At 71.5% G+C, this 13,563-nt stretch carries 5 protein-coding genes; 2 read left to right on the plus strand and 3 right to left on the minus strand.

Annotated features, from left to right (window positions below):
• Positions 1 to 127: 127 nt before the first annotated feature.
• Complete coding sequence (locus tag AC21LY_RS00830) at positions 128 to 1,912, plus strand: BCCT family transporter (protein WP_489044220.1); 1,785 nt, start codon at positions 128 to 130, stop codon at positions 1,910 to 1,912.
• A gap of 10 nt (positions 1,913 to 1,922) precedes the next feature.
• Positions 1,923 to 3,413 carry a carboxylesterase/lipase family protein gene (locus AC21LY_RS00835; protein ID WP_489044221.1) on the plus strand — a complete coding sequence of 497 codons (1,491 nt, stop codon included), beginning with the start codon at positions 1,923 to 1,925 and terminating at the stop codon, positions 3,411 to 3,413.
• Between the two features lie 88 nt (positions 3,414 to 3,501).
• On the opposite strand, the gene AC21LY_RS00840 is transcribed toward AC21LY_RS00835, so the two are convergent.
• The 3 genes from AC21LY_RS00840 to AC21LY_RS00850 form a co-directional block, all read right to left on the minus strand.
• Positions 3,502 to 6,738: an arabinosyltransferase domain-containing protein gene (locus AC21LY_RS00840; protein ID WP_489044222.1), complete on the minus strand. Its 3,237-nt coding sequence runs from the start codon at positions 6,736 to 6,738 to the stop codon at positions 3,502 to 3,504.
• A gap of 10 nt (positions 6,739 to 6,748) precedes the next feature.
• Positions 6,749 to 10,174 (minus strand): arabinosyltransferase domain-containing protein, encoded by a 3,426-nt coding sequence (locus AC21LY_RS00845; RefSeq protein WP_489044223.1) that lies wholly within the window; start codon positions 10,172 to 10,174, stop codon positions 6,749 to 6,751.
• Between the two features lie 110 nt (positions 10,175 to 10,284).
• On the minus strand, positions 10,285 to 13,536 hold the full coding sequence (locus AC21LY_RS00850; protein WP_489044224.1) for an arabinosyltransferase domain-containing protein: 3,252 nt from the start codon (positions 13,534 to 13,536) through the stop codon (positions 10,285 to 10,287).
• Positions 13,537 to 13,563: the final 27 nt, after the last annotated feature.

A 13,563-nucleotide genomic window follows, 5' to 3' on the forward strand; every position in this document is an offset into this window, starting at 1 on the left:
CTTCCGTGGCGAAGCCCGCACCCGGCCGCGAACGCCCAGCTGGCGCAGTCTAGTTCGTTCCGCGGAGCGGCGGGGGAGTTCGCCGGAGATTTGACCTGTGTCATGACCGGTGTGATCTAGTGGGATCATGGCTACTGTAACTAATAAGACAGGAGACCATCGCCGGACGACCGACTGGGTCGTGTTCGGCGTGACGGGCGCAGCGGTTCTGGCGTTCGTCCTCTGGGGTTTCCTGGATTCGGACGGGTTGAAGACGACGACCGCCGATGTCCTCGATTGGATCATCACGGACCTGGGCTGGCTGTTCCTCGTCTCCGCCAGCTTCTTCGTCCTCTTCGCCGCCTTCCTCGCCCTCTCCCGGTTCGGCCGCATCCCGCTGGGCCGGGACGGGGAGAAGCCCGAGTACAAGACGGTCTCGTGGATCGCGATGATGTTCAGCGCCGGTATGGGTATCGGCCTGATGTTCTTCGGCGCCGCCGAGCCGATCGCGCACTTCGTCGGCGCGCCACCCGGCATGAACGCCCACGACGTGGCCGTGGCGATGGCGACGACCATGTTCCACTGGGGTTTCCACCCGTGGGCCATCTACGCGGTGGTCGGCCTCGCCATCGCGTACAGCACCTACCGGTGCGGGCGAAGCCAGCTGATCAGTTCGGTCTTCGCTCCGATCTTCGGCCGCACGGGCGGTCAGGGCGTGGGCGGCCGGGTGATCGACATCCTCGCCATCTTCGCGACCCTCTTCGGCACCACCGCCTCGCTGGGTCTCGGTGCGGCGCAGGTCGGCGCGGGGCTGGAGCGCCTCGGCTGGGCCGAGAACGGGTCGAGCAAGCTGCTGCTCGTCGCCATCATCTCGATCCTGACGCTGGCCTTCGTGGCCTCGGCCGTCTCCGGTGTCGCCAAGGGCATCCAGTGGCTGTCGAACACCAACATGGTGCTCGCCCTGGTGCTGGCCGCATTCGTCTTCGTGGTCGGTCCGACGGTCTTCATCCTCAACCTGTTGCCCACGTCGATCGGCGCGTACGCGGCGGACTTCATGGACATGTCGGCCCGGTCGGCCGCCAACGAGCCGGATGCCGGCAAGTGGCTCGCCAGCTGGAGCATCTTCTACTGGGCCTGGTGGGTCAGCTGGACCCCCTTCGTCGGCCTGTTCCTCGCGAAGATCTCGCGCGGCCGCACCATTCGCGAGTTCGTGATCGGCGTGATGGCCGTGCCCACGTTGGTCTCGCTGGTCTGGTTCGCGATCTTCGGCGGCACGGCGATCCACCAGGAGCAGGCCGGGCTCGGGATCAGCAAGGCCGAGAACGAGGAGGTGCTGCTCTTCGATTCGCTGGGGCATCTTCCGTGGCCCACGATCACGGCCTTCCTGGTGGTGCTGCTCGTCGGCATCTTCTTCGTCTCGGGCGCCGATTCGGCCTCGATCGTGATGGGCACGCTCTCGCAGCGCGGTGCGGAGGAGCCGAACCGCTCGGTCACCGTCTTCTGGGGTGTCCTCACGGGAGCCGTTGCGGCGCTGCTGCTCTGGGTGAGCGGTGACGACGCGCTGACCGGTATCAAACAGATGGCGATCATCGCGGCGGCGCCCTTCCTCGTGGTGATGCTCGGCATGTGCATGGCGCTGATGATGGACCTGTGGCACGACCCGCTGATCCTCGCGGAGCGGGCGCACCGCGAGGAACTCGGCGAGCGCATGCGCTGGCACGCCAACACCCTCGCGGTGACCGATGACACCACCGACGTGTTGCCCTCGGAGGACCTGCCGGTGTACTCCGACGGTACGGTCCCCGAGGATCTCTACCACCCGTCGCACACCGCCGAGCTGGTGACGATCGAGGTCTACGACGCCGATCACTCCGGTCCGATCGACATCAAGACGAAGGTCGAAATCGATCCGAACGGCGGGGCTTCCCGGTAGACAAGGAGGCGTGACTTCCTCCATCACCGTCGAAACCCGTTCCGGCCGCGTCCGCGGCACCGTCGAGAACGGCGTGGCCCGCTTCCTCGGCCTGCCGTACGCCGCCCCGCTCGACGGTGCCGGCTGGTTCCTGCCCGCCTCCCCGCCCGAACCGTGGGCGGGGGAGCGGGACGCCACCGCCTTCGGCCCGACGGTGCCGAAGGCCGCCTACGATCCGCCGATCAATGCGATCCTCGCCGACGAGCCGGACTTTCCCGGTCCGGAGTGCCTCAACCTCAACGTATGGAGCCCGGACGTCTCCGGGGATGCGCCGGTCGTGGTGTGGATCCACGGCGGCGCGTTCCGGGCCGGAACCGCGCGGATCCCCATGTACGACGGTGCCGCCTTCGCCCGCGACGGGCTCGTCTTCGTCTCGATCAACTACCGGCTGGGCGCGCTCGGCTTCCTCGACCTGGGCGACGAACATACGAATCTGGGCCTGCGCGACCAGATCCGGGCCCTGGAGTGGGTGCGTGAGAACATCCGCGGCTTCGGTGGTGACCCGGCGCGCGTGACGATCATGGGCGAGTCCGCCGGTGCGATGAGCGTGGCCTCCCTGATGAGTTCACCGTTGGCGGAGGGGCTGTTCCATCAGGCCGTCCTCGAGAGCGGGGCGGGGCACCACGCGCTGCGGCGGGAGACCGCGCAGACGGTGGCCCGGGCGCTGGCGGAGCGGCTCGGCGTCGAGCCCACCCGGGAGGCGCTCGGCGCCGTGCCGATCCTGGACGTGGTGGCCGCCTCCAAGGCGCTCTCCCTGGAGATCGCGGCGCAGCCCGACCCGTCCCGGTGGGGCGAGGTGGTCACCGACACGATGGCCTGGGAGCCCACGGTCGACGGTGACGTGCTGCCCGCGCTGCCGATCGAATCCATCCGCGCCGGGGCGTCCTCCGGTGTGCGGGTGCTGATGGGCCGGAACCTGCAGGAGGGGCGCCTGTTCGTCGCGCCCAGCGGCCTGATCGATCAGGTCCCCGAGCCGATGGTCCTCGGAACCGCCATGCTCTACGGCTTCTCCGACCCGCAGGCGATCGTCGCCGCGCACCGCGACCGCGGGGCCACCACTCCGGGCGAGGTGTTCACGCTCCTGCTCGAGGACCGCACCTTCACCGTGCCCGCGGCCCGGCTGGCGGAGGCGAGGGACGAGGCACCGTCGGACACCTTCATGTACCGGTTCGACTACGCGTCCACCGCCATGGACGGCGTGCTGGGCGCCACGCACGCCGTCGAGATCCCCTTCGTCTTCGACACGCTGCGGCAGCCCGCGGTGGAGGCGCTCACGGGGCCGAATCCGCCGCAGGCCCTCGCCGACGAGATGCACGGCGTCTGGGTGCGTTTCGCGCGCGGCGAGGATCCCGGCTGGACGCCCTACGGCGAGGGCCGCGCGGTCCGCGTCTTCGGCGGTGAGGGCGGCGTGGACAAGGACCCCGACGCGCAGATCCTCGCGATCTGGGACGGGGTGCGGTAGCGGCCCGTCGGCGCGATGCGCTGGTTCGGCGCGGTGCGAGCGTGATCCGACGCCGCGCGGTCCCACGCGGGCCGCGCGGCGTCGTCGATCAGTAGGGCGCGGAGCGCATCGGACCGGGTGTGTACCAGCCCGATCGGGTGACCGTGCCGAGTTCGAGCTGCGCCGGCTCCGCGGCCGTCCACGGGGCGTACTTGGTCAGCGTGCCCCAGTCCATCGCCCACTTGCCCTTGAGATAGGTGGGCACGATCTGCTCGTGGTACATCGCGTCGGTCACGCCCAGCGGGCCGCCGGTCTTCCAGCCCTGCCACGTGTTCGAGGTGAGGACCGTCGCCATGTAGTCGGGCGAGATGCGGTACTCGGGGCGCTCGAAGACCCCGTTGACCGCCCGTACCTGGTGCTGGCACGGGAAGGCGAAGGCCACCATGAAGTCCAGGGCGACGACGGTGTCGCGGCCCAGGAACTCCTGCAGCGTCGTCATCGGCGTCATCCGCGGCGGGGTCACCACGATCGCGTCGGGGGAGGGCACCGGGTCGTCGATCACGACGCGCACGGTGTTCGTCCCCGGCGGCAGGTCCGCGGTGGGGAACCGCAGGTTACGCCAGTTGTTGTTGGTCCACGCGTCCAGCGGTGCGAGCCGGCCCAGGGGCTGCACGGTGCCGTTCGCGGCGCGATGCCCGGCCTCGAGGAGCAACGTCCGGCCGTCCCGCGGAACGCCGTTCAGCCCGCGTGCCGCGATCGGGCCCGCGACGGACAGGGTCACCAGCGGCGTCGATTCGCCGATCGGGCCGAGCGTGTACCAGTCGGTCGTGAGGTTCGCCAGGCCCGTGGCGCCGGCCGATCCCAGCACCGGCGTGGTGGCCGGGTTCAGGCCGAAGGGCAAGGGCACGCCGTCGGTCCTCGGGTCCGGATTGCGCTTGCCGCCCACCGTCTCCGGCTGGTCGACATTGGTCACGTCGGTGTTGTGCCCGGGGTTGGACTTCTGCGTCGACAGCCATCCGGGGATACCGGTCGGGGTGAAACCCGTGGACTTCCCGGCGAGCGCCTGCGCGGCCGTCGGCACGGAACCGTCGGGCCGCGGTGCCGGACGCAGCTCCCCGGCGTTCGGATCGGCCTCCACGAGGACGTAGTTCGCCATCGAGCACGTGTCGCCCTGCAGCGCACGGAAGTTCGACGCGGTCCAGGAGAAGCTGCCGCGCTGCGCCCAGGCGCCCTTCGCCATCGTCGAGACGTCGAAGAGGACCATCAGCATGGTCAGGATCGCCAGCGTCGGGAGCGTGCGGCCGCCCCTGCGGGTGGGCTCGGGGGCGTAGTCGCGGCGGTAGTGCAGCCACAGGCCGTACAGCGCCGTCAGTACCGACGCGAAGAATAGCAGCCAGGAGATCTGCACGCCGAAGATCTGTGGCGGCATGGTGTTCCAGGGAATGCCGTACGTGCCCACCCAGTAGTAGCCCACGCGCGCCGCGAAGGAGATCGCCGCGATGAAGAGCGCCGCGGCGGCGAAGAAGACGCGGTTGCGCTTGGAGCGCATCATCGGCGCCATCGTCAGCGTGGCGGCGACGGCGGCGATACCCGCGGCGTAGCCCGCGAACAGGCCCAGGTGGTGCGTCCACTTGGTCGGGGTGAAGGCCAGCAGCACGATGGTGGCGAAGAAGACGGCCATCAGGCGCCAGACCGGGCCCGCGGAGATGCCCGCGGGGCGCTTGCGGCGCAGCATGAAGGTGAGCACCGTGAGCAGGCACAGGAAGGCCGTCAGCACGCCGATGCGGCGCACGGCTGAGCCGTCCTCGGTCTCGAGCATCAGGTAGTAGTAGCGGACCCCCTCCTCGTACCAGTCCAGCGTGGGACCGGTGACGCCCTTGACGGTGATCGCCTCGCGCAGCGCGGCGGCCGTCGGCGTGAAGAAGGCGTAGAACAGGTAGGCCATCCCCGAGGCGAGGATCGGAGCGAGCAGCGGCAGCAGCCCGTCGCGCTTCCGGCGCTTGACGATCCGGGTGATGATCTGGCGCGAGGCGGCGAGCAGCGCGGCCACGGCGATGAGGCCGCCGGGCGCCGCGCCCACGCAGAGCGCCGCGCACGGCACGGCGATCGCCACGGGGAGCAGGCGGCCCGTGGCGATGGCCCGCTCCACGGAGACCCAGGTGAGCAGCGAGAAGAAGACGACCGCCGGCTCCGGCCGCAGGCCGTTGTTGAGCGGCAGCCAGATCAGCAGGAAGCCGCCCGCCGCCGCCCACAGGGCCGCCGGGTTGGTGCGCACCGCGCGGCCCAGCCGGGGGATCATCTCGCGGGAGATGATCAGCCAGGTCAGCAGGCCGAAGGCCAGGCCGGGCAGTCGCATCGCGGGCGCGGCGGTGGTGAAGTGCGAGATCGCGGTGAAGAGGTAGTCGTTCCAGCCGACCGGGTTCTCCGGCACGCCGAAGCTGCGGAAGTAGTTGATCATGTAGCCGCTGTACTTCGTCTGCGTGGCCATCGTGATCTGGTAGCCGTCGTCGGACGTGTTCGGCCCGATCAGCCACCAGATCCCGAGCACGCCGATCACGGTGAAGTCCACCGGCCGCGGGCGCAGCCAGTCCCGCGGCATGAAGCGGACGTGACCACGGCCGTCGCGCATGTCCACGAAGCCGAGCGCGACCAGCGCGAGGATCGTGGAGGCGACGCCCACGATGATCGCGATCAGCTTGATCGGCGACGGCGTGGTGTTGAAGCGGGTGTCCACCTGCGCGCCGACGTCGATGCCCGCGACCGGCGTCGACGCGGGCAGGTCGGTGTAGAAGCCGGTGATCTGCGGACGCAGATTCGGGTCGGCGACGGTGTTGGACAGTTGGTTCGAGGTCTGCGCGCCCGCCGGCATGCCGGTGAACGCGGCCGTCGTCGACTCCGGGGTCGAGACGAAGCGGATCGCGCAGCCCGTCCCCGCGCGCGCCACGTCGGCGCGGCTCGCGGTGGCCAGCGCCACGTCGCGGTCGGCGATGATCACGTTCTTGGCGTCGGCGCGGATCACGAGCCCCTGCAGGCCGGGCCGCGGACCGTCGGCGGGGAGGGTGCGCAGGAGGGTGCCGCCGGCCGCCGGCAGTGCGTCGACCAGCGAGCACGGCAGCGTGACGTCGAGCCGGATCGGCGTGTAGGAGACCAGCGGCGCGTCGACGTTGCTGATCCGGCCGTTCTGCGGCCAGTGCACCGCGGTGGTGGTCTCCTTGACCGGCAGGAAGGGCGTCAGGATCGCCAGGACGAACCCGAGCAGGCCCGCTACCGCGGCGACGATCCGCCACTTCCCGTAGCGCTGCTCCGGCGGCACCGTCGCGGGTGCGGTCGAGTTCTCGCTGCTCATCTCAGGCTTCCTAGCTCTTCACGGTCTGGTTGGTCAGCGCCCGGATCGGGCCCTCGCGCCACCAGCCCGAACGCGTCCGGACACCGATCGTCAGGGCCGCCTCGGGGGCGTCGGCGGCCAGCGGCGTGTACTTCTGCAGCTCGCCCCAGTCCCGGGACAGGTCGCCCGACATGTACGTGGGCAGCGTCGTCGTCCGCAGCAGGGTGTCGGGCACCGTCAGCAGGCCGCCGGCCTCGCGCGCCTGCCAGGTCCCCGAGGTGGACAGCGCGTCCTTGCGGGTCGGCAGGATGCGCCACTTCGGGATCTCGTAGACGCCGTCGTGGATCGCCATCGGGCGCTGGCACGGGAACTGCTGGCCGACGAGCAGGTCTAGCAACACCGGGTCGGTCTCGCCCACCACCTCCTGCAGCGTCCGCAGTTTCGGCACCCGGGGCGGCGTCACGCCGACCCACTGCTGGTCGCCCAGGTTCGGGTCGCGCACGTGGATCCGCACCACGTTCGCCGACGGGGGGATCGCCTCCATCGGCACGCGCAGGTTGCGCCAGGGCTTGTTCGGGCCCGGATCGATCGGATCGAGCACGCCGCGCGCGCCGATGGAGCCGTCGGCGCGGCGCTCTGCCCACTCCAGGGTGACGGGCTGGCCGTACTCCTTCTTGCCGGTCGGGCCGACCGAGGAGATCGCGCCGGAGGCCGCGAAGGCGACGAGCGGCCGGTCCGCCGAACGCGGCGGCAGCGAGTACCAGTCGCTGAACAGCTCGGCGGGCACCGTGTTCTGGCCGTACGAGCCGACCACCGGCGTGCGCGCGGGGTCCAGCCCGAAGGGGAGTGCCGCGGTGCTGCCGTTGATCGTGCGCGGCCCCGTCCCGCCGCCGGTACCGGCCGTCGCCGCGGTCGAGGTGAACGGTGCCGTGATCGGCCAGGCCATGTTGATCTGGCCGGGGGCGGAACTGATGGCCAGCGGCTTGAGCTCGTTCGGGATCCCGTCGGGCGTGAAGCCGAACGAGCCGGGGCCGACGAGCGCCTGCGCTGCGGGCCGGCCGTCCGCCGAGGTGAGCATGTCCGCGTTGGGATCGGTCTCCACCAGCACCGAGCGGGCCATGCCGCAGCTCTTGCCGCGCAACGCGTCCAGGTTGCCCTTCGCGACCGTGTAGGTCGCCGGGTTGGAGACGTAGGCCTTGGCGAAGATCGCGCCCTCGCCCAGTACCAGCGCGCCGAGGACGACCACGAGCGGCAGGGAGGCCAGCTGCAGCCGGCGCCGGTCGCGCACGGCTTGGTCGTGGTCCGCCCGGGTGTGGGTCGCGAGCTCGGTGTCCTCGAGCGCGGCGTCGTCGACGGTGCCGTCCTCGACCAGGCCGCCCTCGCCGCGGCCCCGGAAGTCGAGCCGGAAGTGCTGCCACGCGGCGAGCGCACCGGCCAGCCCGGCCAGGATCAGGAAGGCCTTGCTGAAGGTGATGCCCGCGACCTCCGGCGCCCGGTCGAACCACGGCACTCCCCAGAGGTAGGGCCAGGACCACAGGTTGAAGCCGGCGAAGGCGGCGGCGAGCGCGAAGAGCATCCCGGTCAGGAAGAAGGTGAAGTTCCGGATCGAGGTGCGGGCGGCCTCGACGACGGCCACCGTCGTCACCGCGGCCAGCGCGGCGGCGAGCCCGGCGTACACGCCGAAGTGCACCGTCCACTTGGTGGGCGTGAGCGTGAGCAGGGCTGCGGCGATGAAGACCGCGCCCACCAGCCGCCACACGGGGCCCGGGGCGATCCGGGGGATCCGGCGGCCGCGGAGCATCATGAACAGCGCCACGAACAGGCACATCGTGAACAGGTAGACGGGCACGCGGCGGACCAGCGAGCCGTCGGTGGTCTCCACCGTGAGGAAGAAGAAGCGCAGGTACTCCTGCGTCCACGGCGCGGCGGGTCCCACCTCGAGGCGGATCCGGATCGCCTCGGCCACGGACGCGAGCGACTGGTCGCGGAAGGCGATCGGCACGATCACGGCGGCTGCGGCCAGCACCGGCAGGACCAGGGCGGCGAGCCCGGCCTCGTGCCGCCGCGCGACGAGCACGCGGAGCACGGCCGCGGACGAGGAGAGCAGCAGCGCCGCCGCTATCACGCCCTGCGGCGCGAGGCCCAGCGTCATGCCCGCGGCCAGCGCCGCGACGGCCGCGGGAAGGGCGCGATGGGTCGCGACGGCCCGCTCCACCGCGGCCCAGGTGACGATCGTGCCGAGCACGATGATCGGTTCCGAGCGCAGCCCGGAGGCGAGCGGGAACCAGAACGCCAGCAGCATCGCGCCGGCGGCCCAGACCGCGAGCGGATAGCGGCGGATGCCCGGCCCGAGGCGGGGCAGCAGGACCCGGCTGAGCAGCAGCCACACCGCGGCGCCGGCGGCGAGCATCGGCAGGCGCATCCAGAGCGCGTTCGCGCTGACCGAGCCCCAGTGCGAGAGGAACGTGTAGTACCAGTCGAACGGGGCCTCGGGGGCGCCGAAGAAGCGGTAGTAGTTCGCCGTGTACCCGGCCTCGGGCGCGACCTTGCCCATCGACAGGATGTAGCCGTCGTCGGAGCCGCCCGCGCCGAGAACGGTCCACAGGGCCAGGCCGCCGAGCACCGCGACGTCGACGAGGCGGGGGCGTAGGAGCTGGCCGACCGTGCGGCGCGGGGTCCGGCGGTGGTGGCCGAAGTTCCGGTCCAGTAGCCACAGCGCGACGAGGGAGACGAGCACGGCGAACAGGCCGAGGCCCATCGCGGCGGCCTTGAGCGGCGAGGGGGAGAGCTCGAAGCGCGTGTCGAGGTCGGCGTGCAGTCGCAGGCCGGGGCCGGCGGCGGCCACCTCGGAGGCGCTGAGCGTGGTGAAGACACCGCCCATGACGGGGCGGTTCTCAGTCGTGGTCGTGCCCGCCACGTCGGTGCCCTCGAAGCGGGCGCCCACTCCCGTGGGATTCGACCACAGCCGCAGTTGCGAGCAGCCCCGCAGCCGATCGACCGGTGCCGCGGCGATGACGGTGTTCCGCGACGAGACGGTCACCGTCTGGCCCGGTCCGGGCGCCCCGACGACGACGCCCAGCCCCAGCTCGCGGGCGGCGCCCGAGCCGGCCGGAAGCGTCGAGAGGACCGTGCCGCCCGATGCCGCGGCGCGGGCGATGGCCGAGCACGGCACCGTCGCCGTGAGGTCGGCGGGTGACTGCGCGACGAGGGACGCGGTGACCTCCGCACTCTGCGCCCCGGGGCGCAGCTGCGGCCAGTCGATCGAGGCGGTGTTCTGCTGGACGGGCAGGAGCGGAGTCAGCAGGCAGAGCAGGAGGCCGACGACCCCGGCGAGGACCGCGGCGAGGCGAGCGACGGCGGTACCGCGCTTCGGATCGCTCGCGGCTCGCGGAGCATCGCCACCGGCGCGCCGCTGCGGCGCGGGCTCCTGGGCGGAGCTGGACGTAGGCACGGACACGGGTGCTCATGGTATGCGAACCGGCTGTGAGAACCGATTCGCCGTCCGGCGGAGCGCCGTCGGTTAAGGGGATTCTCAGTGCGCGTGATGCCGCAGGTCAGAAAAGGCGGTCAGGAATCGGTCCGGTCCTTGCGGATCGGTGCCTCGACATGCGTGCCCCAGACGACGCGGGTACCCCGCGTGAGATCCGCCGCGCGCGCCGGGGAGTACGGCAGCAGCCGCATCACGTCGCCGAAGTCCTGTCCGAGATCGCCCCGCAGGTAGCCGGGGACCTTCTCCTGCTGCAGCAGCATCTGGGTCCAACCCAGGGGACCGCCGCCGAGCGTGCCCTCCCATTCGGTGGTCACCGGCGAGAGGTTCTGGTCCGGCGTGATCCGCCACAGCGGGACCTCAGCGACGCCGTCGTCGTGGCTGAACGGCCGCTGGCACGGGAAGGCCAGGCCCGAGGTCCAGTCCAGGAGTACGGGCTCGGTGGACCCGATCAGCTCCTGGGCGGTGACCAGCTTCGATACCCGCGGCGGCGTGACGGCCAGCCAGTGATCGATCGCCAGGTCGTCGTCGATCGCGACCACACGGATCGCCGTCGCGTCCGCCGGCAGGTCCGTGCGCGGCAGGCGCAGGTTCCGCCACGCCGGCTTGGGGCCGATGTCGATGAAGGACTTCTTGCCCGCGACCTTCGGCTCCGCACCGGCCGACGGTGCATCCGTCGAGTACTCGAGGTAGAGCTCGTCGTCGGTGAACTTGCCGGCCGCCGACAGGGTGATGAGTGAGCGGTCCGCGGCCTTCGGCGGCAGCGGGTACCACTTCGTGACCACCTGCGCCTTGACCTGCGCCTCCTGCGAGTACGAACCCAGGACGGGGGTCCGTGCGGGATCGAGCCCGTAGGGCAGGCGCATGTGCGAGCCGTTGATACCGGCCGACGCCCTGCGGCCCGACGTGGTGTCCTGGGGCAGCCGCGCCATCGCGTCGAGCGAGGTGCTCGAGTCGTCGGTGTTCGAGCTGGTGGTGGCGTTGATGATGGTCGGCACCCCGTCGGGCGTGACGCCGGTGGTGCCCGGCCCGGCGAGGCCGTCGCGGGCGTTCCCGTCGAGCGGCAGCAGCAGGCCCGACGTGGGATCGGGCTCGGTGAGTACGTAGTCCGCGAGATTGCAGCCGTGTCCGCCGATCGCGCGCAGGTTCGCCTTGCCGTTGGAGAAGGAGGAGAACTGGGTGATGCCGGTCGTCGCGAGCATCGAACCGACGCAGAGCACGATCACGGCCCACGCGGCCCAGGTGATCGACGACTGCCGGCCCACGACGTCGACGATCCGCTTCGCCCGCGCGGGCACCGGGGCGGGCTCGGGCTCGTGGAAGTGCAGCCACCCCGCGACCAGTAGCGCGACGCCGGCCCCGACGAAGAAGACCGTGCCGAGGGCCAGCACCGTCGACTCTCCCCAGGGCACGCCGTAGTTGCTGGCGTACCACCAGCCGTTCGGGCCGCTGAAGGACAGGCCGAGCACCAGGAGGACCACGGCGACGCTGAGCGCGCGGTTGCGGGCGCTGCGCAGCGCGGCCGGACCGAGCGCGATCGCCGTCAGCGCCGCGAGCGCCCCCGCGAGGCCGGCGAAGGCGCCGAACTGGTGCGTCCACTTGGTGGGGGTGAACATGAGCATGAGCAGGCCGCCCAGGGTGACGGCCACGAGGCGGCGGCTGGGGCCGAGGCTCGCGCCCGGGATCCGGCTCTTGCGCAGCAGCACCGCGCCGGCGAGCAGGAGGCAGGCGAAGGTGATGATCACGGCGAACCGCCGGGCGACGCCGCCGTCGGCGGTGAAGGTGAACAGCGCCGAGTACCGGTCGATCTCGTTGTACCACTTCTTGGTGTCGACGACGGTGCCGACATCGGACTGCATGAGCGTCTTCGCGACGAAGGCGGACGCGGTCAGTTTGGAGAAGATGATCGGCACCAGCAGCACGCCCGCCGCCAGCACCGGAGCGACGTACGCGGCGACGGTGAGCCGGAAGCCGGCGCTCCCGCTCCGGGCCAGCGACAGGATCCGGCGTCCGACGGGGCGCACCCCGGCCAGCAGCGCGGCCACCGTCATCACGCCCGTCGGTCCGGCCGCGACCGTCCAGCCCGCGAAGACGGCCGCGGCCGCGAAGGGGAGGACCCGCCCGGTGGCGATGGCGCGTTCCACCGAGCACCAGGTGAGCAACGCGCCCAGCGCGATCACCGGTTCGGGGCGCAGGCCGTTGTTGAAGGCGAACCAGTACACCAGGAAGACCCCGGCCGCGGCCCACAGCGCGAACCGCGATCGCGCGGCGCGGCCCAGGCGCGGGACCACCTCCCGGCTGATGATGAGCCACGTCGCGATCCCGCAGATCAGGGCGGGCAAACGCACCCACGGGCTCGCCGTCGAGACGTGCGAGAGCCACGCGAAGGCCTGGTAGTACCAGCCGAAGGGCGTCTCCGGGGCGCCGTACCAGCGGTAGTAGTTCGCCGTGTACCCCGCCGCCTCCGCCGTGCGCGCCATGGTGAGGATGTAGCCGTCGTCGGAGGTGTTCGCGCCGATCACGTGCCAGGCGACCAGGAGGGCGATGACGGTGCTGTCCAGCTTCGTCGGGCGCCACCAGCCCTCGGGCAGGATCCGACGGTGCCGCCGGCCGTCGGCGGCGGCGTCGAGGCGGTGCAGGGTGACGAGGCTCGCCAGGATCAGCGCGAGGGCCAGGACGATGACGACCCACCGGGCGGCGGCCGGCACCGTCGAATAGCGGGTGTCGATGTCCGCGCGGAACTCGATCCGCGTGCTGTCCGTGACGGGGCCGTGCAGGTCCGAGAACACGCCGACGACTTGCGGGCGGTAGTCGAAGCCGTTGTTCTTGCCGCCGGTGAGGGCCTTGCCGTCCGGTGAGGACACGCCCGTGATCTCGGCCTTCACCGTCTTCGCGTCGCCGGAGAAGGTGATCGCGCGACAGCCCGGGGCGGCGAGCGCGGCGACGTCGACCGTGAGCAGCGGCGTGTTGCGGACCACGACCTCGAGCATGCGGCGCTGGTCGGGCAGCGTCGTCACGCCGATCGTCAGGCCGCGGCGGATCGTATCGGGCGAGCCGATGGGCCCCGTCGCGACGAGGGTCCCGGTGCCCCCGGGGAGGTCGGTGACGGCGGAACACGGGATCGCGACGTCGATCCGGTCGGGTACGTACGAGATCAGCGGTGCGGTGACCGCCTCGAGGGAACCCCGCTGCGGCCAGTCGAGCGCCGCGGTCGTCTGCTTGACCGGCATGAAGGGTGTGAGCAGCGCGAACAGCACCCCGAGCACGCCGGTCAGTGCGGCGGTCCGGGCCGTGGTGCGGGCTGCGCGGGCAGCGGCGGACGGTGCGGGCACCCCGCGAGTCTAGACGTCGCGACCTGC

It is taken from the genome of Tsukamurella sp. II2bb (genome assembly GCF_057815145.1).

What these genes read in the sequence shown, in the direction of transcription:
- AC21LY_RS00830 (WP_489044220.1), top strand. Translation starts at nt 128, where the DNA reads ATGGCTACTGTAACTAATAAGACAGGAGACCATCGCCGGACGACCGAC.
- AC21LY_RS00840 (WP_489044222.1), bottom strand. Translation starts at nt 6,738, where the DNA reads ATGAGCAGCGAGAACTCGACCGCACCCGCGACGGTGCCGCCGGAGCAG.